Annotated in this window: 17 protein-coding genes; 9 read left to right on the top strand and 8 right to left on the bottom strand. The window is 62.2% G+C overall.

Features of this window, described 5'->3' with window-relative positions; all coding sequences use genetic code 11:
- Positions 1–401: 401 nt before the first annotated feature.
- A complete protein-coding gene (locus BLV04_RS16120) occupies positions 402–1,349 on the top strand; it encodes a TauD/TfdA dioxygenase family protein (protein WP_175534662.1) in 948 nt (315 codons plus the stop codon).
- A 993-nt stretch (positions 1,350–2,342) separates the two neighbouring features.
- On the opposite strand, the gene BLV04_RS16115 is transcribed toward BLV04_RS16120, so the two are convergent.
- The 6 genes from BLV04_RS16115 to BLV04_RS16095 form a co-directional block, all read right to left on the bottom strand.
- On the bottom strand, positions 2,343–3,581 hold the full coding sequence (locus BLV04_RS16115) for an IS110 family RNA-guided transposase (RefSeq protein ID WP_093034406.1): 1,239 nt from the start codon (positions 3,579–3,581) through the stop codon (positions 2,343–2,345).
- Between the two features lie 346 nt (positions 3,582–3,927).
- Positions 3,928–4,716 carry a tetratricopeptide repeat protein gene (locus BLV04_RS16110; protein ID WP_093034403.1) on the bottom strand — a complete coding sequence of 263 codons (789 nt, stop codon included), beginning with the start codon at positions 4,714–4,716 and terminating at the stop codon, positions 3,928–3,930.
- Between the two features lie 103 nt (positions 4,717–4,819).
- Complete coding sequence (locus BLV04_RS24475; protein WP_139191948.1) at positions 4,820–6,100, bottom strand: zinc ribbon domain-containing protein; 1,281 nt, start codon at positions 6,098–6,100, stop codon at positions 4,820–4,822.
- A gap of 680 nt (positions 6,101–6,780) precedes the next feature.
- A complete protein-coding gene (locus BLV04_RS16105) occupies positions 6,781–8,016 on the bottom strand; it encodes a DNA cytosine methyltransferase (RefSeq protein WP_093034400.1) in 1,236 nt (411 codons plus the stop codon).
- Between the two features lie 4 nt (positions 8,017–8,020).
- Entirely contained in the window at positions 8,021–8,569 is a 549-nt protein-coding gene (locus tag BLV04_RS16100) for a very short patch repair endonuclease (RefSeq protein WP_093034397.1), read from the bottom strand.
- Complete coding sequence (locus BLV04_RS16095; RefSeq protein WP_093034394.1) at positions 8,566–11,916, bottom strand: bifunctional diguanylate cyclase/phosphodiesterase; 3,351 nt, start codon at positions 11,914–11,916, stop codon at positions 8,566–8,568. Before BLV04_RS16095 ends, BLV04_RS16100 begins: the two co-directional genes overlap by 4 nt.
- A gap of 301 nt (positions 11,917–12,217) precedes the next feature.
- Between BLV04_RS16095 and BLV04_RS16090 the strand changes: the two genes are divergently transcribed.
- The 5 genes from BLV04_RS16090 to BLV04_RS16070 all read left to right on the top strand — a co-directional run bounded on the left by BLV04_RS16090 (position 12,218) and on the right by BLV04_RS16070 (position 17,270).
- Positions 12,218–14,389: a malate synthase G gene (locus BLV04_RS16090; protein WP_093034639.1), complete on the top strand. Its 2,172-nt coding sequence runs from the start codon at positions 12,218–12,220 to the stop codon at positions 14,387–14,389.
- A 192-nt stretch (positions 14,390–14,581) separates the two neighbouring features.
- A complete protein-coding gene (locus tag BLV04_RS16085; protein WP_093034391.1) occupies positions 14,582–14,884 on the top strand; it encodes a hypothetical protein in 303 nt (100 codons plus the stop codon).
- 90 nt (positions 14,885–14,974) lie between these two features.
- Positions 14,975–15,223, top strand: a complete 249-nt coding sequence (locus BLV04_RS16080; protein ID WP_093034388.1) for a PepSY domain-containing protein — start codon at positions 14,975–14,977, stop codon at positions 15,221–15,223.
- Positions 15,224–15,234: 11 nt separating this feature from the next.
- Positions 15,235–15,933, top strand: coding sequence for a response regulator transcription factor (locus tag BLV04_RS16075; RefSeq protein ID WP_093034385.1), 699 nt, complete (start codon positions 15,235–15,237; stop codon positions 15,931–15,933).
- A complete protein-coding gene (locus tag BLV04_RS16070; protein WP_093034382.1) occupies positions 15,933–17,270 on the top strand; it encodes an ATP-binding protein in 1,338 nt (445 codons plus the stop codon). Before BLV04_RS16075 ends, BLV04_RS16070 begins: the two co-directional genes overlap by 1 nt.
- A 228-nt stretch (positions 17,271–17,498) precedes the next feature.
- Here BLV04_RS16070 and BLV04_RS16065 read toward each other — a convergent pair whose 3' ends face one another.
- Both BLV04_RS16065 and galE read right to left on the bottom strand, forming a co-directional pair.
- Complete coding sequence (locus tag BLV04_RS16065; protein ID WP_093034379.1) at positions 17,499–18,488, bottom strand: transglutaminase family protein; 990 nt, start codon at positions 18,486–18,488, stop codon at positions 17,499–17,501.
- Positions 18,489–18,647: 159 nt separating this feature from the next.
- A complete protein-coding gene (gene galE, locus BLV04_RS16060) occupies positions 18,648–19,661 on the bottom strand; it encodes a UDP-glucose 4-epimerase GalE (RefSeq protein ID WP_093034376.1) in 1,014 nt (337 codons plus the stop codon).
- 241 nt (positions 19,662–19,902) lie between these two features.
- Here galE and BLV04_RS16055 point away from each other — a divergent pair, with 241 nt between their 5' ends.
- The 3 genes from BLV04_RS16055 to BLV04_RS16045 all read left to right on the top strand — a co-directional run bounded on the left by BLV04_RS16055 (position 19,903) and on the right by BLV04_RS16045 (position 21,983).
- Positions 19,903–20,469, top strand: coding sequence for a bactofilin family protein (locus BLV04_RS16055; protein WP_093034373.1), 567 nt, complete (start codon positions 19,903–19,905; stop codon positions 20,467–20,469).
- A gap of 173 nt (positions 20,470–20,642) precedes the next feature.
- Complete coding sequence (locus BLV04_RS16050; RefSeq protein WP_139191947.1) at positions 20,643–21,233, top strand: hypothetical protein; 591 nt, start codon at positions 20,643–20,645, stop codon at positions 21,231–21,233.
- Between the two features lie 3 nt (positions 21,234–21,236).
- Positions 21,237–21,983 (top strand): methyl-accepting chemotaxis protein, encoded by a 747-nt coding sequence (locus BLV04_RS16045; protein ID WP_093034367.1) that lies wholly within the window; start codon positions 21,237–21,239, stop codon positions 21,981–21,983.
- The last annotated feature ends 73 nt before the right edge of the window (positions 21,984–22,056 follow it).

Below are 22,056 nucleotides of genomic sequence, written 5' to 3'. Positions count from 1 at the left end.
GCCACCATGGCCGAAATTTGAAACGAGTCACGGCGCGGCCTGATTCATAAGCCCGGCCAACACCTGTTCGGTGCGGTTCATGAGATCGAGGAGTTGCACTCGAGGCCGCTAGCCGTAGGGACAGCGGAAGAAGACGACTGCAAGTCGTCGATCCCGGAATGTTGGCGCCTCGTGACGATCGCCGGCCGCCTCTCCACCTTCGATACCGGACTGGCCGCAGCGGCAAACCACCAAGACCTGCCAGCCGACTTTCTTACGGTCCCGTAATGGCGCTGATTTCCGCCATCACCCGCCCACCGAAACGGCGGCACTGTGATGATTTCTCCTGTCCCCCAGCGGCGCCGGAAACCGTGGCCTGTCCCTGGTATTCTCGACTGCGCCGGTCACAAGAGGATGACATCATGCAAACCGATGAATATCTGCAGATGGACCGTTGCAGTCAGCGCGGGGCTGCAGTGCTCGACTGTGAACCACTCTCAGACGGTTACGGTGCGCAGATTTGCGGCCTGGATTTCACAGGCACGGTTTCCGAGCCGGTAAGGAAGGCGCTGAGGCAGGTCCTGATGGACTATCAGGTCCTGTTGTTCCGGCGGCAATTTCTTGACGAAGATCAGCAGATACGATTCGCAGAGCTTTTCGGCAGTTGCCGGGCCATGTGGCAGAACCCGAACTACGCCGCCGTCAACCCGAAAGTCCACTACCTGAGCAACGTCGACCGCAATGGCGTAGCGTCAGGCAGCCATCCGGACCCGGATTCGACCTTCTGGCACAGCGACGGCTCCTGGTCACGCCACCCACCCCGGGCGACGGTGTTGAATGCACTGAGTGTGCCCGAGACCAATGGCGACACCCAGTTTGTCAACCTGTACCAGGTACACGAAGGCCTGGACCAGGTGAGCAAGGCGCGTTTCGCCGGCTTGCAGGCCGAGCATCACCTCGAGCTCAGCCGGGCCGCCCGCTATCGACGGCTGCCTTGGCAGTGGTCGCGACCGGGCCCCTGCCGCGAATCGCTCCGGGCGCAACTCCGGTGGTGGCGGCGGGTGTTGCGGCAACGCCGGCGTGAGGGGCCGGTTTACCACCCGCTGATACGGCCGCATCCTGATACCGGCCGCCTCACCCTTTTCATCGGAGACCATGCGTGGCGTATAGCAAGAACCCCCTGGCCAAGGGGAATTCGTCTGATGCAGCAGATCAACACAATGGAATTCAGACCGGAGACGGTCTATACGCACAAATGGCAGTCGGGTGACCTGCTGATCTGGGACAACAGCAGCTTGCTGCACCGGGTGTTACCCTACGACCTGGAGGAACAGGTGCGGATCATGCGACGCTGCGTCGTATTGAGATGAAGCCGCGCGACGCCCCCAAGGGCAGAAAACCGCAAGCCGGGCACGGGGGAAACCGGGGACGGACGACCGTTATTTTTGACGACTCGGAAAACGGTGTTCTGTGCTTATTCAGACTTGAGAAACCGTGGCCTGTCCCAGAGGTATCCCCTGGTCAATATGGCCGCCTCGGCGGGCCTGCACATCGAGCTGCATCTGCGTCACGCAGCCTAATCGGGATCCAGCGCGCCGTGGCGATCCAGACCGCGCTCATCGCCTCCTGAAGGCTAGACGTGCGGCATACTCCCGGTATCCTTCAAAAAAGGCATCGGGGTTCTCAGTAGGCCGGGCACTCCCCGATGCTCCCTTCGCATTGCGTGATTTCAAGACGCAACCCCATGATCCCGCTTACTCCCCGACGCTCCCTTCGCATTGCGTGATTTCAAGACCCCACGTTCCCGCGCTCATCGCCTCCTGAAGGCTAGACGTGCGGCATACTCCCGGTATCCTTCAAAGAAAGGCATCGGGGTTCTCAGTAGGCCGGGCACTCCCCGATGCTCCCTTCGCATTGCGTGATTTCAAGACGTAACCCCATGATCCCGCTTACTCCCCGACGCTCCCTTCGCATTGCGTGATTTCAAGACTTGAACATCCCGCTGGAATTTTCAACGCCAATCGTGCGCTTCTAAGCCATTGGCATGGAGCAGCCGGCAAGCTGTGAGAGCGCTCGTCGAGCGCTGATCGTTTTCGCCCAAGCATGCCGGTCCCGCCGCCTGGAACTCTGCGCATTTGCTCAGTGGTCAGCTGGCAATCCGGCACCGGCAGGTGGCGGGCCGAATGGAGTCGTGTCGACCGGTTCGCCGAGCGGTCGCTCGCTCACAAGGATGGCCCGGTGCAGGCCGCGCGGGAGAGCCTCGCCGCTGCGGCGCATGCGGCCTGCGCCCGGGGCTCTGCGCCGGCGCCGGCCGGGTGCAACGTGCTCGCTCGCTGCCGAGGAAGGCGCAGACGGCGTCGATGCTATGCGGCGAACCGCTGCTCGGCGTCGGTGCAGGCGTCTGCGGGCGCGCGGACGCGATAGGCCTGACCGTGCTTGAGCATGCGATAGAGCACGCGGCACAGGTGTCGCCCCAGCGCGCGGATGGCTTGGTTGTGGGTCTTGCCTTCGGCGCGCTTCTTCTCGTAGTAGCGTTGGGATTCGGGCACTTGTTTGCGGTGCCGATCGACGCCGGTCATCATCGCCGCTTTGGCGCGTTTGTTGACCTGACCGGGGGCGCGCGCACCGGCGCGCTCGCCGGAGCTGTTGTCCAGGTTGGCCATGCCGAGGTAGACGGCCAGGCTCGCCTCGCCGGCGAAGCGATCGAGCGTGCCGATCTCGCCCGCGAGCTCGGCCGAGCACACCAGCGCGAAGCCGGGCACGGTATCGATCAGGCGCGCGATGTCGGAGGCCTCGGCCAACGCTTTGCAGCGGCGCTCCAGGGCGTTAATGGAGGCCTTCAGCGCGAGGATGCGCCGGGCATCTTCGACGATCATGGGGCCGGCGTAGGGCGCCTCGTGGCTGAACCGGGCGTGCTGTTGCCACTGCCGGATAGTGGCTGCGTACTTGGCGCCGATGGCGGGAATGCCGCGCAGGGTCTGCTCGCGCAGCCGGGCGAGCTTCTCCAGGTCGTCGCCATGGGTCAGCAGGTTGAGAAACCACAGGTTTTCGGCGTCGCCGGTGATGTCGAGCAGCCCCGGACAGACCGCGCGCAGGTCGCCTTGCATGCGCGCGAGCCCCCGGCTTTTCTCGTCCACCAGCGCGCGCCGACGGCGCGTTAGGCGCTTGAGCTCGGCGTTCTCCGGCGTCGGTGCATGGACTTCCTGCAGCGCCCGGCGCGCTTGCGGCATGTGCTCGCCGAGTTGCAGCAGATCCAGCATGCGGCGGGTGTCGATCCGATCACTCTTCGCTGCGGCCGGGAACATCTGTTTGAAGCGCGCGAGCTTGAGATTGTTGACGTTCAACAGCCGCCAGCCGCGCTCGCCGATCAGGGTGTCGAGCGGGCGCGCGTGGCCGTTGTAGCCTTCCATCGCGACCGTGGGGACGCTGCCCGGGTAACGCCGGTGATGACGCTCGATGCGGCGAAAGAAGTCCGCAAAGCCTTCCGGGCGGTGCTCGATGTCGAATTCTTCGAGCCGCTCACCGCTGGACAGGCCGATGGCAACGCTGTGGCGTCGGCAGCCGATGTCCACGGCAACGTGAAGTTTGGGGGGAACCAACATGGGGCCTCCGTACGTGATCGAGATCAGGGGGAATCATCCGCTCGTCTCGTCTACATACAGAGCCACAACCAAACCGGTCGGCACCATCCCGGACGACATACACGGATGATGCAGAGAGGCGGAGGCGGCATTTCAAGTCGTGCGAGCCGGACCAGCCGACCGCTGACCCCAAGAGCCACACCCCCGCCTCAGGCGTCAGGATAAGGCCTCGGCGGGGTGCTCCGCTACCTGCAAATTCGATGGTAGACCCCGCGTTCTGGTGGTCTGTCCCTGATAGCTAATAACCGGCGCTGAGCGACAGCGAAGCGTCCGATTTAATTTGCCTTGTTAGCTGCATATTCACGTTTCATAAAAGACTCATAGCTTGTTCTGAATTGCCCCAAAACTTGCCATATTGCCTCCAGTATTCATAAGCTTGGTCTGCTCCTCCAACTGTGATGCCCCCTGCAAAACTAGTTTTTGGCTTTGGGTGCCTTTTCTTTTTAAGCTCTTTTGCTACTAGTGGAAAGGCGCACTTAGCGTCATCAAGCAATGTTTTTGCTTTTTCAATTTCACCCAACATGACTAATGCCAATGGATAGGTGTACATGAACTCTGGCGAGTAGTCGTCGGGGTATTCTTTGTTGAGACGTACAATAGAGAGTAGATCGCCGGTTTCTATCCACAACTTTGGTAGAATATATCTAACCCCCATGTTGTCATTTGGGCATGCCGAAATCATATTTACATATACATCGATTGCTTCATTGATTTCATTTCGTTTCTCTAACCACAAACCGAGATTGTGATAGGCCCTCAAAAAAGGACGGTTATCAACGTGCCCCCACTCCAGCTTTGATGATGCCCATGAAAATTCTTCAGGCATTGTGGCTAAACCTATTCTTACAGCCTCTCTACAACAAAGGTACGCTTCAAAGTCTAATCCGCTTTCTTCATATATCATTGATGCATGATGATAAGCATCTATATGGTACGGATTCTTGCTGATAATATTTTTTATTATGCTTTCAGCCTTATCCGACTTTCCTGAATGCCATAAATCTATAGCATCATCTAGTCTTTCATGCACCGAAAGATCAATTAAGCCATCTTCAAAAACCCACTCATTATCGCCAATATTATGTAATTTGATCATACGATTCTCTTCGATTCTGGCGCAGCTAACGCCACGGCTCACAGGCGACAAACTCGGAGCGAAGAGGAGAGTTTGGCGTCCTTGTGGAGCCGATTGTTAGCTTTCATTCTTTGTATTCAAGTACAGCGGCTGAAATATCTTTCGGGACTTGGCACCGCTGGAAAGCTCGTTTCAGTATTTCAAGGCCGACATACACTGATGCAGGAGACACTCCAGAGGAATAATATTCATTTGTAAATGTCATACCGCCACTGCGCGATACTTCTTTCACTTCGATTGCACCTGGTGCTTCGTTGTAGTCTCGTTTGTATCGCCAATCTCCGTTTTGACTCGGCGTAACTTGTTCTGGAATTTCCTCCAATACAGCCTCAATTAGATCGAACCGTAAATGAGGGCAAAGTTGGCAACTATGTAGACTAGTTTCGAGTTCATGGCGTATGCGCGACTTATCGAAGGTAAACACAACCGTCCGACCAAGCATTCCAGTTTTGCTATACGCACCATAGCCGAACCAGCTTGACCATTCATTCCAATCCATTCCTGCCTTTCTACAACCCCAAATATTCAAACGCTTTTCATCAATTCCAAAGCAGTATTCGTTGGGACGATACGCGGCTTTTCTTGCGTTGGCACAATTTACAAAATCGAAAACATCATTCCATTGCCGTTCTTCGCCATCTAGGTAAACCTTCCTGTTTCGCTGCCCTTTGAGATTGTTAACCAACTCAAAAGCATCGGCTATGTTTGATCTTGGCCAACACGCCATATACCATTGCTTCTTTGCCCTAATGCATTCTCCGTTCACTGGAGCTTCTCTCATGGCCTTCACCGCCATCCCAAAGTTCGCTGAAGAAGATTCGGCAAATTCTATAGCTACCCCATTGGTCGGGATTTCATATGAGACCGCAACAGACTGATCAGCCTCGGCAACAACAACATTTGCGCCACATTGGGGACAAAATTTCGCGGTAGCAGCTATGCTCGCACCGCAGCCAGGGCATTTTATTTCTTGGGTAGTTGCGGCAATGGATGTTTTGACGTCAGAAATGATGACGTTTAACTGTTCTTGGGAAATCTTTACCTGCTTTGCGAAATTGAGAATATAGAGCTTTTCATTTTCATCAATACTTCCATCAATCAGCGCAACGTAAATGATGTGTTCTAGGTTCTTGATTTGATCGGACCATGCTCCCACTGCCTCGGGCGTAAAGGCATGATCTTCCACCATTTTGTACGCCTTATTTAGTTCTGTTTTTCTCGCTCCAATAGCGGTTTGGACGAACTCTATGGCGCCGGACTCTCGGGGCGATAACGAATTGTCTGCCCTTGCCAAACCGATCACGTTCATCAGGTAGCGAACCATTTTTTCATTATCCAAGATCATAACGAGACGGGTCCGTTGAAAATTTCGAATTTGTCGGGTTTTTAAAGCTAACGTGTTCTAGATTGCGCGCATCGATATGTGTACTAGACTGCATGCGGTCGAGCGCAAGAGTAGCCTAAGGATGTCCCACGTCAACCCCGGCAGCCCACGTCGTGAGGGCGGTTCGGCGTCGCACTGGGACCGTTGGCTGGATCTCCGGATCTGTCGTCAGGTTCCGAAGAGGTTCCGTCAATGGCCGATCCAACGGTTCGAGGATTTCCCTAGGGATTTCAAGCCGCCGGCCCTGCCTGCACTTACCGCTGGCCGGGTCACTGACGACTCGCAACGCATGTCTGCCCGATGCGTTCTGCACGCTGCGATCTTCCCGAACTTAAGATGCGTCGGATTGACGTTGGCTCGCGCTTGTTGTTGGTCGACCCGGCGCAGGTTCGCCTGGGGCATCGTTTGGTCTGGACGATTCCTGGGATGGACACGAGAACCCTTGACCGGGCGGCGCCTCGCTGACCTGGATACCGGCATCGCGGCAGGAATATCCGCATGGCGAGTCGAAACGTTCTCGATAGAGGGGGGGCCCCGAAAAAGGATTGATGACTGACCAGCGTCGAGCCGCGCCTCGTCGATCCTGCCGAGGTCGAATTGGACCTGATCCATCGATCAGCTCCCCGATGAGCGCACAGCCTTCAGAAGCCGCTCACGCGAGCGCTGCCATCCGGAGGATCGGCGTGAATCGACCGACCATCTCGGATCACATCCTCGGGTGTTAAGTGGGTACCCGGCAAAAACGTCTCCATGAACGTCGGCCGCCGGCCCGTCAAGATCCATTCGCACAGATGCGCGATCTGATGAGAGATCAGCGGCGGTACGGCGTCGCCGATATGCCGATAGAGGTTCGAGAGGGCCGCGTCGGCGAAGATGAAATCGTTCGGGAAGCCTTGCAGCATGGCCATCTCTCGAACCGAGCAGAGGCGGTCCTCCTCCGGATGGGCATAGCGGCCGTTACCGACGTGTGCGCATTCGCGTTTGATGGTCGGCGCGGGCTTGTCCCAAGCCATCCTGCCGTAGACGTCGGGATAGGAGCCGAACCGACGCTCCCGCGCGATGCGCTGCATTGCGGGGGTCAGGAGCTGATCGCGATCCGGTCGCGACAGAAGGTCCATCCATGAGCCGCCGTCGCGTGGCGTTGCCCGGAGGCGGCGGATCACCTCCGAGGAGGCGAAGCCCGGATAGGTCTCGACCCCGCTCGACCGGGGATCGATCGCCGCGAAGGCGCGCCGGACCGTCAGCGCCTCGTCGCGCACGCGCCAGCCGTCCCAGAGATCATCGAGCGTCCGCATGGAGAGCGGGCGCTTGACCGCGATGACGATGGCGCGCTCCCTGATTTGGGGCAGACCGAAACGGCTGAGCAGATGGGTCGCGCCGGACACCGCGTAGCCAAGCTCGGTGAGATCCCGACAGAGACCGTGATAGTGGTGGGAGAAGTTACCCCGAATCAGCTCGCGTGCGTTCTCCATCACCAGGATGTCCACGTCCAGCACGGCGGCGAACTGCGCACAGCGGCGAACCAGGCTATTGCGCAGGTCGTCGCTTAGGTGGTTGCTCGGATTGGCGCGGCTGAATCCGGTGCAGGGCGGACAGGCCGACAGGACATTGATCCGGGTCGATGCATCGAGCCCCAGGCGCTCGGGAAGCGCGTCCGCGGCGACTGTCGAGAGATCGATGGCGACGGGCGTGACGCCGATGTTCCGCGCGTAGGTGGCATTGCACTGAAGCGCCCCTCCCCCGCTGCTGGGTTTGCCCAGCTCGGCATCGGCCGCCGCGATGACCCGAAAGCTCGGGTGCCGGTGGAAGCCGAAGCTCATCCCGCCTGCTCCGGAAAAGAGATCGACCAGGGTAAAGCAGGTCGTCGCTTGGCTCATGCATTCACCCGTCTTGATCCACATCGTCTTCGAGTTTTTTTGGTCCGATCCGATAGCGTCGCTTCTCTTCCGCGATCCGCAGCAACCGACGGGGATCGAGTGTCCCGACATTGCAGCCGCCATCCTCCGGCACGTGAGCGCCCTCGGTCAATGCCGACACCACGCGAGACGCGACCGCGACGGGATCGCGATACAGCTCGCACTCCCAGACCACGATGCCCTTCCAGCCCGCGGCATCGAGCGCGGCCGTGACCTCTCGGTCGCGCGCGACGTTGCGCTCGAGCTTCTCCTTCCAAAAGGCCGCGTTGGTCCGCGGAACGGTCGCGCGTTTGCAGCCGGCATGGTGATGCCAGAAGCAGCCGTGAACGAAGACCACGGCGCGGTACTTGGGCAGGATCAGATCCGGCCGACCGGGGAGTCCGCCTCCGCCGAGGCGATAGCGAAAGCCGAGCCGGTGCAGCGCGGAGCGCAGGATCCACTCGGGCTTGGTGTCCTTCCCGATGACCCGAGCCATGAGGCGCGAGCGCTGGGTAGGAGTGAGCTGATCCGTCATTGCACGCGCCGGTCCTCGGTCGCAACCCGCAGGACCAGGGATCGGCCCCGACCATCGGTGCGCAGCAGCGAGGTGACGGCATCCGGCTCCAACGGGCGACTCCTCAGGTACCCTTGGAAGAGGTCGCACCCCTGTGTACGCAGGATATCGAGCTGGGCTTGCGTTTCGACACCCTCGGCCAAGACCTTCAGACCGAGGGCGTGCCCCATGGCGATGATGGCATCGACGATGGTGCGCGCATCCGGCTGTTGGTCGATCTCGTCGATGAAACGCTTGTCGATCTTGAGCACGTCCAGATGGAATCGCCGCAGATAGGCGAACGAGGAATAGCCGGTTCCAAAATCGTCCACCGCCATCATGATCCCTTGCTCTCGTAGACGATCCAAAACACCCACGGTGTCGCCCTCGCGCTCCATCAGGGCGCTCTCGGTGAGCTCGAGCTCGAGCCGCTCGGCCGGGAAACCGGTCTGGCGAAGCACGCGCGCAACGGACTCGACGATGTCGCCTTGACGCAGCTGATGCGCGGAGAGGTTGACCGCGACGACCAAGGGGGCGATGCCGACCTCCATCCAAAGTACCCCTTGGCGACAAGCCTCGTGCAGCACCCAATCGCCGAGCGCGCCGATCAAACCCGTCTCTTCGGCGAGCGGGATGAACTCGCCCGGCGGGATCAAACCGCGCTGGGGATCGCGCCAGCGCACCAACGCCTCGACACCGACAACGCGTCCGGTGGCGATCTCGACCTGAGGTTGATAATGCGCGACCAGTTGGCCATCGGCCAAAGCGCAGCGCAGCCGCCGCTCGGTCTCCACGCGCAGCCGCGCGCTGCGCGTGAGATCCTCGGTATAGAAATCGAAGCGACTGCGTCCGCCCGCCTTCGCCCGATAGAGGGCGGCGTCGGCTTGACGCAGCATCTCTCCGGCATCCTCGTTTTGCCCCTGGTAGACGCTGATGCCGATGCTTGCGCCGATGCGCACCTCGCTGCCGTCCGGTAGCCTGGTCGTTTCGCCCAACGCCGTAATCAGCCGCTCGGCGACACGGGCAGCGTCCTGCGGATCGACGATGTCTTCGAGCAGGATCCCGAACTCGTCCCCGCCGAGCCGCGCTAGGGTATCGGCCGCAGCCAGACAACCGCCGAGACGCCGCGCCGTCTGTCGAAGCAGATCATCGCCGGCGGGATGACCGAAGCTGTCGTTGACATCCTTGAAGCGGTCCAGATCGAGCAGAAGCAGCGCCACGAGCTGGCCTTCGCGGGCCGCGACATCGATCGCGTGATCCAGGCGCGAGACGAGCAGAAGGCGATTGGGCAGCTCGGTCAGAGGATCGTGATGGACAAGGAAGTCCAGACGAGACTCGGAATCCTTGATCCGCGACAGATCCGAGAAGGCGCCGACATACTGGACGACCCGCCCCGCGTCGTCCCTGACCGCGCTGATGTTGAGCAACACCGGGTAGAGCGTGCCGTTCTTGCGCTGGTTCCAGAGCTCGCCCTGCCAGTGGCCGGTGGCATCGATGCGCCGCCACATGGCGTCGAAAAAGGCGGCGTCGTGGCGATCCGATCGAAGGAGGGCCGGCGTCCGACCGACCGCCTCGTCTTCACGATAGCCCGTCAGCTCGACGAACGCCTTGTTGACCTGGAGGATGCAGGTGTCGCGATCCGTCACCACGACACCCTCGCGCGTGTTGTCGAAAAGGGCCGCGGCCAGCCGTAGACGCTCTTCCTGACGCTTGCGCTCGCTGATGTCGTCGATGGTCGCGATGAAATAGTCGATGCTCCCGTCCGCGTGCCGCACGACACGGACGTCGATCTCAGTGTCGACAATACGCCCGTCCTTGCGCACGAAGCGCTTCTCCATCGCGTAGCCGTCCGATTTCCCGGCGATCACCCGCTCGAACTCGGCCAGATCCGCGTCGAGATCTGGCGGATAGGTCAGCTCGACCCAGGTCATCTCCACCAACTCGTCTCGCGAGTAACCGAAGATCTCGCAGAGCCGGTCGTTGAAGCGACTCCAGCGTTTGGTCTGCGGCGAGGTGATCGCCATGCCTACAAAGGGGAGCTCGTAGAACTTCATCAACAGCCGATCCTTCTCGGCGGCCTGCGCCGCCATCTCCAGACGGTGGTTGCGCTGCTGAAGACGCCAGAGGAAGTACGCGGACGTCGCGAGCGCCAGCAACGCGGCCGCAGCAACCAGACTGACCCAATAGACCAACACCCGCAGCGGCGCCATGACCTCTGCACGATCCACCTTCGCGATCAGACGCCAGTTGGTCCCCGCGATGCGACGAAACACGGCAAGTACCTCGACCCCTCGATAGTCCCGCCCCGGGACATGCCCGACGTCGCTGTCGTGGAGCAACGCAGCCGTGGCCGGCAGCGGATCGCCCAACGGAACCTTTTGAACAAGCGGTTCCCACTGGTGATGCCGGGCGACGCTCAGAAAAACCGCGAAATCGCCCTTTCGCTCCACCAAGAGGGTTTCGGCGCTCGGGCTCGCGGTCGGCCAAGCGCGCAAGGTCGGATACAAGAAAGCCTCGGTTCCCGCGCGCAGCAGGATGGTCGCGACCGCTCGTCGCCCCCCGCCCTCCTCGACCGAAAACGGGACCACCCAGTCGAGATGAACGCCGCCGTCCTGGTCCCGCTGGAGCGCGCTCTGCAGAACGCGATTCTCGACCTGTGCGCGCAAGATCAAGCTGTCGAGCGGCAGCATAAGCTCGGAATGCGCGCCGATCCTCAGCACGACCTCGCCCTCAGGGACGACAACGAGAACGCCCTCGTAGTCGTAGACATCCACAAGTGCTGCAAGACGGCTGGAAACGACCGCGGCGAGGGTCGGATCCGGAGACGAGTCGGCGAGCAATTGTTCGAGTTGTTGAGAAAAGCGTTCATCGGACGCGAGCAGCAACGCATCGCCGTGCCTTTCCGCCAACCATTGCCCCAGTTGTTCGGCCTTGAGAGCGGCGACGGCGTCTAGGCTCGAATAGGCTTCACGCTCCAGCTGGGGACCATGAATCAAGACCACACCGAGGCTCAGAATCGGGACCAGTGTCAAGAGGGCCAAAGCGCCCAAGATCATCCGAAGTGGCTTGACGGGCTTGATCGGCACCTCGACTGCCGAGGGCTCTGCCTCCAGGGCGCGACCGATCGAGGTGTTGAGCAACCAATAGAGCAGGATCGCGGTCACCGCGACGAACAGCAGGCCCTTTGTCAGGCTCATGCCCAGCAGGATTCCCAGCTCGCCTGTCGCAAGCGACAGCAGCACGTCCGAAGCCAAGATCCAAGCGAGCCCAAAGACAAGGTAAATAAGGGCTATGCGCAGGGCTGGCGACCGCCGCAAGAGGTGTTTCATTGATTTCGGCGCTTCCTACTTCGTTCCCGGAGACCCGGCGGCATGTCGGCGCATCACTCCCGTAGCATTGGACCAATGAATCCTCTAACTTGACGGAATTCATCGGGCAAAGATTGCCCCGGTCCGCCAAAGTCTCCATTTTAGTCTAGTTGGAAAATCGGGCCCGCATGGATCACACGTACTTCGGTGATCGGCCCGGCACATGTGCCGATTAGCTTTTTCGAAGGCTGAAGACAACAATGCACGGCACTCCGATACCACTGAAATGGCCCTCGCGACCCGAGGGTTGGAGATCGAGATGATGATGAAGCGTACGGATGTGGGCGGCTTGAGTGTTGCGCAGCCTTTGTTCGATTTAGTCAAAGACCACGTCTTGCCCGGCACCGGTATCGCACCCGATGCATTCTGGCAGTCCTTCGGGAACATGGTGCAGGAGCTCGCGCCACGTCATCGCGTCCTTCTGGGGAAGCGCGACGCGTTGCAGGCCCGTATCGACGCCTGGCACCTCGAGCATCGAGGTCGGACCCTGGATCAGGGCGCCTACCGCGCCTTCCTGTCTGACATCGGCTACCTCGTCCCCGAGGGACCGAGCTTCGGCGTCGCCACGGCGAACGTCGACCCGGAAATCGCCGAGATCGCCGGTCCGCAGCTCGTGGTGCCGGTGAGCAACGCGCGTTACGCACTCAACGCCGCGAACGCCCGCTGGGGCAGTCTCTACGACGCGCTCTACGGGACCGATGTGATCCCGGACGCCGACGGGATGGAGCGCGGCAAGACCTACAACCCCAAGCGCGGCGCCGAGGTCATCGCCCGCGCCGCGGCCTTCCTCGACGAGGCCGCACCGCTGAACCGCGGCTCGCACGGGGAGTCCTGCGGCTATCGGATCGAGGACGGCAAGCTGGTCGTCTGCCTGCCGGACAACAGCCAGACCATGCTGGCGGAGCCCGGCCAGTTCGTCGGCTATCTGGGCACCCCTGAGAAGCCGGATGCCGTCCTGCTGGTCAACCATGGCCTGCATATCGAGATTCGGATCGATCGCGAGCATCAGGTCGGTCGCGACAGCCCCGCCGGTGTCGCCGATCTGTTGCTGGAATCGGCCATGACCAGCATCCAGGATTGCGAGGACTCGGTCGCCGCGGTAGATACCGAGGATAAGGTCGAGGTCTATCGCAACTGGCTGGGTCTCATGAAGGGCAACCTCACCGCGCGTTTCCAAAAGGGCGGCAAACCCGTCGATCGCGCCCTGGACGAGGACCGGAGCTATCGCACCCCGCTCGGCGGCACACTCACCCTGCCCGGCCGTTCACTCATGTTGGTGCGCAATGTCGGACACCTCATGACCACGGATGCCGTGCTGGATGCCGACGGCAACGAGATCCCGGAAGGCATGCTCGACGCCCTGGTCACGGTGGCCTGTGCGCTGCACGACATCCATCCCACCTTCGGGGCCCATCGCAACTCGCGCGCCGGCAGCGTCTACATCGTCAAGCCGAAGATGCACGGACCCGATGAGGTCCAGCTCGCGGTCGACATCTTTGCGGGGGTCGAGGATGCGCTCGGTCTCGCCCGCAACACCATCAAGATCGGCATCATGGACGAGGAGCGCCGCACGACTCTGAACCTCAAGGAGTGCATCCGGGTGGCCTCCGAGCGGGTCATCTTCATCAACACCGGGTTCCTGGATCGCACCGGCGACGAGATCCACACCGACATGGAAGCCGGTGCAGTGCTGCGCAAAGGCGACATGAAGACCGCGCCTTGGCTGCTGGCCTACGAGAACTGGAACGTCGATGTCGGTCTCGCCTGCGGTCTGCGCGGTCATGCCCAGATCGGCAAGGGCATGTGGACCATGCCCGACGAGATGCGCGCCATGGTCGCGACCAAGGCGGGTCATCCCAAAGCCGGTGCCAACTGCGCCTGGGTGCCCTCCCCGACCGCCGCGACCCTGCATGCCATGCACTACCACCAGGTCGACGTGGCCGCCGTGCAGGCCGAGCTGGCCGCCGGCGGACCGCGGGCCAGCCTGGACACCATCCTGCAGATTCCGCTGGACCCGAGCTGCACCTGGAGTGCGGAGGAGATCCAGCAGGAGCTCGACAACAACTGTCAGGGCATCCTGGGCTACGTGGTGCGCTGGGTCGATCAGGGTGTGGGCTGCTCGAAGGTGCCGGACATCGCCAACGTCGGCCTGATGGAGGATCGCGCGACCCTGCGGATCTCGAGCCAGCATGTCGCCAACTGGCTGCATCACGGGATCGTATCGCGCGAGCAGGTCATGGAGACGCTCAAGCGGATGGCCGCCGTGGTCGACGCGCAGAACGCCGATGATCCTGTCTATCGTCCCATGGCACCCGGGTTCGACGGCATCGCCTTCGAGGCCGCCTCGGACCTGATCTTCAAGGGTCGCGAGGCGCCGAACGGCTATACCGAGCCGACCCTGCACGCGATGCGCAGGCGGCTTAAAGGGCATTAAACCGCGCCTCGGGGTGACAGCGATCTGTCGCCCCGTGTTGATGTCGCGCACACCTGCGGGCTTCATGGCGGGCGCGGTTTGAGGAATGAGGATTTCGACAGCCCTGCGGTTCAGGTGCGGTTCAGCGTGGATACTCTACTCTTGGGGTTATGACGGGGTATCCATTTCCCGTCGCTTCGCTGGAGATGATCCATGAACATCGGCCGGACGCTGTTGATCCTATCCGCTGTCGGTCTCGCGACCCTCGCCCTCGCGCCTGCGACCTCGACCGCGCGGGAGCCTCCCGAGTGCGAGGGGCGCGACTGTCGGGAGTGGCGCTGCGATCGCGGCCGGCCCTGCCAGCCCTATCCCCGCCGTTATCGCCCCGAGCGCGGCACCACGACCATCACGGCGCCGGAATACGGCGGCCATGCCATTCGCGGTTATGTCCCTCCACGCTCGGTCATCCTGAATCCTTCGCAGCCCGGCTACAGGAGCGACCGCAACCCGAGATAGTGCGCTGCGGCGCGCGGATGCCTTCGGCCCGACGGGCCGTCTGTGCTAGATTCACTCACACCTGGAACGGATCCCGGAGCCACCAACACCATGCGCTCGACCAGACTCGTCCTCGCCATGTTGCTCGTCGTCGTCGCCGTCGCGATGACCGGGACCGCGTGGGCCCGCAAAGACGACTCGCGCCAAGGGCAGATGAGCCCGGGACAGGCGGAAGCGGCGGCGCGGCGCCAGACCGGCGGCGGGCGCGTCCTCTCCGTGAAACCCTCGGACGGCGGCTATCAGGTCAAGGTTCTGACCCCGTCCGGCGAGGTCAAATACGTCTTCGTCTCGGGCCGCTGAAGGGTGAGCCTATGCATGTTTTGGTGATCGAGGACGAGGCGGAGCTGCGTCGCCAAATCATCGAGCGTCTCGGTCGCGAGGGCGCCCTCGCGGAAGGCACCGGCGAGGGTCGCGAAGGTTTGTACCTGGCGACCGAATACCCCTTCGATGCTGCGGTGATCGATCTCGGTCTGCCGGGGATGAGCGGGCTGGAGATCATCCGCAACCTGCGCGCACGGAACAGCCTCCTGCCGATCTTGATTTTGACCGCGCGCGATCGCTGGCAGGACAAGGTAGAAGGTCTCGAGGCAGGGGCCGACGACTATCTCGCCAAGCCCTTTCAGGCCGAGGAGCTGTTGGCCCGACTGCGCGCCCTGATCCGCCGAGCCAACGGGGCGGCGTCTCGGGAGCTGCGCATCGGACCGCTGCGCATGGATCTGGTCGCCCAGTCGGTCTGGATCCACGAACGCCAGACCGAGCTGACCGCGTACGAATACCGGCTCTTGGAGCAACTGGCGAGCGCCCGCGGCGGTGTGCTCTCCAAGCAAGCCTTGGCGGACCGGCTCTATCCGCATGACGAGGATCGCGACAGCAACGTCATCGAGGTGCTTCTGGGCCGCCTGCGACGCAAGCTCGACCCCGACGGCTCGCTCGCGCCGATCGAGACCTTGCGCGGTCGCGGCTACCGCCTGGCACTCGCAAGCGAGGACGCGCACCCGGGTTCTTCCTGATGTCGCTGCGTGCACGCGTCGTCGCCTCCGCCGCCGCGGTGCTCGCGGTCTTCATCCTGCTCACCAGCCTCGCCTTGGAACGGGCCTTTCGCGAGACCGCCGAATCCTCGCGCGAGGAGCGTCTCCTCGCCCAGATCTTTCTCCTGATGGCGGCGGCCGAGGCGGACAGCGACGGCCTGGTCTTCCCCGATGCACTTGCCGAGGCCCGCTTCAGCCTACCTGGGTCAGGCCTGTACGCGCGCGTTTTCGACATGTCCGATCGGCTGGTTTGGGAATCCGCGTCAGCGATGGGAATCCCCGAGCCGAGCCCGATGGACCTCGTGCCGGGGCAGCGTCGGCTCGAGCTCAGACGGGGCGGCGATGGCGAGGGCTATCTGGTGGAAGGCTTCGGCGTGTCTTGGGAAACCGGGGAGCTGCCGCGCCACTATGTGTTCCTGGTCGCCGAGGACATGGCCGCCTTCAACGAGGAGGTCGGGCGCTTTCGCGGCAGTCTCGCTGTCTGGCTCGGTGCGATGGCCCTGCTCATGTTGACGGCGCTGGTCTTGATCCTCGCTTGGGGACTCGCGCCGCTGCGACGCGTGAGCACCGAGGTGGCCGCGATCGAGTCAGGCAATCAGGCCAAGATCCTCGGCACCTATCCGAGCGAGATCCGCGCCCTGACGGACAACCTCAACGGACTCCTCGCCCATGAGCAGGCACGCCAGAGGCGCCTCGACAACGCGCTCGGCGACCTTGCGCACAGCCTCAAGACACCGCTCGCCGTGATCAGAGGGGCGATCGGAGATGCCGCCGGCGGGGCCGATGTCGGCGAGTTGATGAAGGAGCAGCTGGCGCGGATGGACAACATCATCGCCCACCAGTTGCAGCGGGCCCGCACCGGCGGACTCCTGAACACCACCCTGGCCCCGCCGGTCCAAATCGGACGCATCGCGGACCGACTCATCGCCTCGCTCGGCAAGGTCTACCGGGACAAGGGCGTGCGCGCGACCCTGGAGATCCCGCCGGAGACCCAGCTCAACGGCATCGAGGGGGACCTGCTGGAGATGCTCGGCAACCTGCTCGACAATGCCTTCAAGTGGTGCCGAAAGGAGGTGCGGATCGGCGCCCACAGGTCCAAGGGACTGCTTGTCATTGCCATCGAGGACGACGGCCCCGGCATCCCGCCGCGGGATGCCGAACGCCTCCTCGCCCGCGGCGCCCGCGCCGACGAGGCGGTTCCCGGCCACGGCATCGGTCTCGCGGTGGCCCGCGAGATCTGCGAGGCCTACGGCGGCCGCCTCAGCGTCGAGTCATCGACGCTCGGGGGAGCGAGGATCTGTCTGAATCTCCCGGCCTAAATCGCGTCCGGAGGGATATGCATCGTTTTGGATTGGATCAGCCTCCGCCAGATCCTTAGAACGCCGGAGCTGACGCGATTTAGGATTATAAAAAATAAGCACTTTTAACCGCGTCCCCGCCGAAGCTCGGGTCTCGACTTCGCTCTGGACGCCGATTAACAGGTGCTAACCTGATCTTGCGACCGAGGCCGCAGAGCGACCGACCATGCGCTGCGACGCTCCGATCTTTCAAGGCTCCCCGGCCGGATCCTCCGCTTCGGCGGCCGCCTGCTCGGCATCGATCCGGCGCACGCTGACACTGACGGTCATCCCGAGATAGTCGCTGGCCGAGCCGGTCCAGCCGCCCGAGATCGGCGCGGCCTGCTCGGGGGTACGGGTGTAGGCGACGCGGATGAGGTCGGTGCCGCCGAACAGGGTGTTGGTGGGATCGAAGGGCACCCAACCGGCGCCCGGGAGGTAGACATGCAGCCAGGCGTGGGTGGCGCCGGCTCCGCGGGTGTCGACCTCTGCGTCGAAGCTCTCGGACTGACGCACGCCTTGCTGCAAGCCGCTGCCGACCTCGACCGGCGGCGGACCGTCGAGCGAGGGGTCGTAGAGGTAACCCGAGACGAAACGCGCGGCCAGACCCAAGCCGCGCGCTGACTCGATCATCAGGAGGGCGAAGTCGCGGCAGGTCCCGCTGCGCAGCGACAGGGTCTCGGCCGGGCGCTGGGTTCCCATCGCCTCGCGGGAGGCATAGGCGAAATCGCCGCGAATCCCCTCGGAGATGTTGCGCAGGATGTCGCGGGTCTGGATGACACCGCGGGCCGGCATGAACTGCTTCACCCAGTCGCTCACGCCCGGAGCATCCTTCGGGTATTGGGGCGGCAGAAAGGGGGCGAGGTCGATCCGGTCGTCGGCACTGTAATCGAACGGATAGTTCTGCGCCTCCGGATCGACCGGAAGCTCGAGGTTGCGGACGCCGAAATGCTCGATCGTGAAGCGCGCGTCGAAACGCAGCTCCTGCGCCGGCTCGAGCAGCTCGACGAGCGCGACCGAGTTGGAGAAGACGTCGTGCACCCAGTGTTGCCGCGCAAGCGGCGAGACCTCGAGACGTGCGCGCAGCACGCGGATGTCGTGCGCGGCCCGCGGACGAAACATCACCTTGTGCCTGGAAAACTCGACCGGCTTGGCATAGCGGTAGGTGGTGACGTGCTCGACTTCGATGAACACGGACATGCGTGATCTCCAGTGATGCTGATGGGCATCGCCTCGAGCTCGACCATCGCGCTCGACGCAGGCGGCGCCTTCGGTGCAAGTATCCGCTCCGCGCGACGCTTGTCTATCCTGGACCCTCGGCAAGGTCGCCCATCCGTTGCGTCCCGCGCGGGCGTGCCTTCAGTCACCGAACCCCTGCGGATTCTCGGACTGCCACCGCCAGCTATCGCGGACCATCGCGTCGATCCCGAATTGCGCCTGCCAGCCGAGCTCCGCCTTGGCGAGTGCCGGATCGGCATAGCAGACGGCGATGTCGCCGGCGCGGCGCGCGACGATCTCGTAGGGCACGGGCCGTCCGCTCGCGCGCTCGAAGGCCGCGACCATGTCGAGCACGCTGTAGCCCTGCCCGGTCCCGAGGTTGTAGACGACCACGCCGGGCGCCGCCTCCAGCCGACGCAGCGCCGCAAGATGTCCGCGGGCCAGATCGACCACATGGATGTAATCGCGCACGCCGGTGCCGTCCGGTGTCGGATAGTCATTGCCGAAGACGCGCAGCCGCGGCAGCTTGCCGACCGCGACCTGGGCGACATAGGGCATCAGATTGTTCGGAATCCCGTTGGGATCCTCCCCGATGCGCCCGCTCGGATGCGCGCCGACCGGATTGAAATAGCGCAGCAGGGCAATGTTCCAGGCCCCGTCCGAGGCGTGAAGATCGCGCAGGATCTCCTCGATGAAGAGCTTGGAGCGGCCGTAGGGATTGGTCGCCGACAGCGGAAATCCTTCTCCGATCGGCACCGTCGCCGGATCTCCGTAGACCGTGGCCGACGAGCTGAAGACCAGATTTTTCACCCCGGCGGCGGCCATCGCCCGGCAGAGCGTGATGGTCCCGCCGACGTTGTTCTCGTAGTAATCAAGCGGGATCTCGACCGACTCCCCTACCGCCTTGAGTCCGGCAAAATGGATGACGGCATCGAAGGCGCCGTCGCGGAAGATCGCATCGAGTGCCGCGCGATCCCGTAGATCCGCTTTGACGAAGGTCAGCGCTCGCCCCGTGATCTCGCCCACCCGCCGCAAGGACTCCTCCTTGCTGTTGCACAGATTGTCCACCACCACGACCTCCATGCCCGCGTCCAGCATCTCCACGCAGGTGTGGCTGCCGATGTAACCCGCCCCGCCCGTCACCAGAACACGCATCGCTTCACCCCTTTGTCTGCTTTTAGAAATTTTTCATGTTCTTATCAACCGATGTTCATACATTCGACAGCCTGCTTTCAGGAGGCATGCCCCATCTTCGCGTCATCAGGGAAAGCCCGAAGACGGAGGGAGTCACAGCACCCAAACCGCACCACTTCGGCATCAGCAACCAATCGCGAGCCGAGATTGGCATGAGCCATCCAGGTTTAGGCCACCATAACAGTCAAATCGGAGATCCAACATGCGCGTCGACACAGCATTTCGCCCCCTCGCCACTCTGCTCGCCCTCGGATGTATCGGGCTCGCGCCCGCCGCCTTCGCCGGGGATTACCCCTGCCCGCCCAACCGCGGCGCAGTGACCATCGACGGCGACATCGTCGTGAAAGGCATCTGCAACCTCAGGGGCACCAACGTCAAGGGCAACGTGAAGATCTATTCCGGCGGGACCCTCACGGCTACGGGCGTTCGAGTCGACGGCAACATCCAAGCGGAGAACGCCAACGCCGTGACGGTCAGAAGCAGCTACGTCAAAGGCGATATCCAGGCAAAATACCTCAAGGGCTCGCCCAGCTACATCGAGAACAATACCGTCGACGGCAACATTCAGCTGGAGAGCAACCGTAGGTCGATCATGGTGCGAGCCAATATCGTAGACGGCGATGTGCAGGCATTCAGCAATACCGGCGGCCTCGTGATCCGGGGCAACACGATCGACGGTAATCTGCAGTGCAAGAGCAACAGGCCGGCACCGACCGGCGGCAACAATCGCGTGTCCGGCAGCAAGGAAGACCAGTGCCGCCGACTCTAGGTCTTGGAGGCGCCAGGGACGGCAATCGACAAGCAGAGTGGTGGTAACATCACACACCTGCTCGGGTTTTAATCGGACCGAAGGCAAATCCGTCGCCGCGTTTCAAAGCAAGGCAGATCGAGCCCGTGCACTGCCTCAACCCCACCACCGCTCAATCAACGGACTTGAAGTAAGTGGCTGACTCAAGAGTTTTCCGCGGAACCGTTCTACCCGGCCGCAATCTGACATCCGCAACCATCGAGCGAACGTCCAACGAGCTACTCGGCGTAACGGGCGAATCCATCGTTCCGGGATCGCTCAACATCGTGCTCGATACACCGTTGCGACTGAGCCGCGAGACCAAGCGGACGTTCAACGGCGGACAGGGGTTCCTGTGGCCGGCGCGCTTCAACGGCGCGCGCGTGTGGATTTATCGCTGGCCTGCGACTCCGTTGCAGGTCGTCGAAATCCTGTCTCTGGTCCATCTGCGCACACAATTCGGCCTTTCCGACGGCACTCGGGTGACGATCGAGATCGAGCGCGCCAATATCGCGTCCGTAGGCGCTCTAGGATTCCTCGGATGGATGTTCGTGTGGCTCGGGCGATCGGATCTATTTTATCGGAGCAATCGCTATCGACGCCATGCGATGCCCGCTAGCGTCTATTTCAAGGCATCGCAATGTCGCGGCAATACCGCCCGCGAGGATTTCTTGAGGTCTGTTACGACGATAGCCCAAAGGCTTGCCGGCCGCTTGCTCATGAGACGCCGTAATCGCTCGGCCTAGGCCATGCGTTTTGCAACCAAGCTCTTCTTGTTGTTCGCAGGGCTCCTGAGTCTCGCCGTCGTCGGAACCTCGCTCGCCGTTTGGGGCACGCACGAAGCCCGCCGAAATCTTGCACGCATCGATCTGGCCCACCGGTCTTACGAGGGCTATCTCTCCTTATCCAATCACACCTACCAACTGTTCAAGCAGTTCGGCGATGCGATGACGATCGGCGATCTCGACCAAGGCGCGATGGAAACCGAGCTGCTGGCCGCGATTCGACGAGACATCGCCGCCATCCGAGAGATCATCGCCGAGGAGATCCACCTGGATTTCGACGAGATGGTGACGGATCTCGACCGGCTGGCGCGCATCGAGAACAAGATCCAGAATCTACTCGCCGAGTACCAGACCGTCCTGGAGACCGATGACCCCATCCCCTTGACAGAGGAGTGGGGGCGACTCTCCAGGATCCTCGACGAGCGTGTCGACCAGGACTTCGCCCGGCTGATCCAGGAGGCACTCGACATCCAGCTCGAGGAGCTGGCCGACCAGCGTTCGCTCCTGGAGGCGAGAGCGCGGATGAACCAGCTCCTTGCCGGCCTGGTCGCGATCTTCGGGGCCATCGCCGGCGCAGCCGCCTTCTGGTGGCTGGTGCGCGACTTCAAGAAGCCGGTCGGGCGTCTCATCGCGGGCGCCGAGGCTCTGGCGCGCGGGGAGCGCGAGCACCGGATTCCCTTTGGCGGCGGTGAGTACGGCCACCTTCCCTGATGGGTTTTTCCTCTTAAATCGTCAACTTGTATGAGGGAGAGCGGTGGGCCTCCCTCGGGGTGCTTGAACAACA

Origin of the sequence: Thiocapsa roseopersicina (genome assembly GCF_900106925.1) — a bacterium.
GTDB lineage: Bacteria > Pseudomonadota > Gammaproteobacteria > Chromatiales > Chromatiaceae > Thiocapsa > Thiocapsa roseopersicina.
The sequence above is the reverse complement of the archived record's forward strand: the minus strand, read 5'-3'. Positions and strand labels throughout refer to the sequence as shown.

Excerpts from the sequence above, each read along its gene's own strand:
- BLV04_RS24475 (WP_139191948.1), bottom strand. The coding sequence starts at position 6,100 with ATGATCTTGGATAATGAAAAAATGGTTCGCTACCTGATGAACGTGATC.
- BLV04_RS16115 (WP_093034406.1), bottom strand. The coding sequence starts at position 3,581 with ATGTTGGTTCCCCCCAAACTTCACGTTGCCGTGGACATCGGCTGCCGA.
- BLV04_RS16110 (WP_093034403.1), bottom strand. The coding sequence starts at position 4,716 with ATGATCAAATTACATAATATTGGCGATAATGAGTGGGTTTTTGAAGAT.
- BLV04_RS16080 (WP_093034388.1), top strand. The coding sequence starts at position 14,975 with ATGCGCTCGACCAGACTCGTCCTCGCCATGTTGCTCGTCGTCGTCGCC.
- BLV04_RS16120 (WP_175534662.1), top strand. The coding sequence starts at position 402 with ATGCAAACCGATGAATATCTGCAGATGGACCGTTGCAGTCAGCGCGGG.
- BLV04_RS16045 (WP_093034367.1), top strand. The coding sequence starts at position 21,237 with ATGCGTTTTGCAACCAAGCTCTTCTTGTTGTTCGCAGGGCTCCTGAGT.
- BLV04_RS16100 (WP_093034397.1), bottom strand. The coding sequence starts at position 8,569 with ATGACGGATCAGCTCACTCCTACCCAGCGCTCGCGCCTCATGGCTCGG.
- BLV04_RS16055 (WP_093034373.1), top strand. The coding sequence starts at position 19,903 with ATGCGCGTCGACACAGCATTTCGCCCCCTCGCCACTCTGCTCGCCCTC.
- BLV04_RS16085 (WP_093034391.1), top strand. The coding sequence starts at position 14,582 with ATGAACATCGGCCGGACGCTGTTGATCCTATCCGCTGTCGGTCTCGCG.
- BLV04_RS16105 (WP_093034400.1), bottom strand. The coding sequence starts at position 8,016 with ATGAGCCAAGCGACGACCTGCTTTACCCTGGTCGATCTCTTTTCCGGA.
- BLV04_RS16090 (WP_093034639.1), top strand. The coding sequence starts at position 12,218 with ATGATGAAGCGTACGGATGTGGGCGGCTTGAGTGTTGCGCAGCCTTTG.
- BLV04_RS16075 (WP_093034385.1), top strand. The coding sequence starts at position 15,235 with ATGCATGTTTTGGTGATCGAGGACGAGGCGGAGCTGCGTCGCCAAATC.
- BLV04_RS16095 (WP_093034394.1), bottom strand. The coding sequence starts at position 11,916 with ATGAAACACCTCTTGCGGCGGTCGCCAGCCCTGCGCATAGCCCTTATT.
- BLV04_RS16065 (WP_093034379.1), bottom strand. The coding sequence starts at position 18,488 with ATGTCCGTGTTCATCGAAGTCGAGCACGTCACCACCTACCGCTATGCC.
- galE (WP_093034376.1), bottom strand. The coding sequence starts at position 19,661 with ATGCGTGTTCTGGTGACGGGCGGGGCGGGTTACATCGGCAGCCACACC.
- BLV04_RS16070 (WP_093034382.1), top strand. The coding sequence starts at position 15,933 with ATGTCGCTGCGTGCACGCGTCGTCGCCTCCGCCGCCGCGGTGCTCGCG.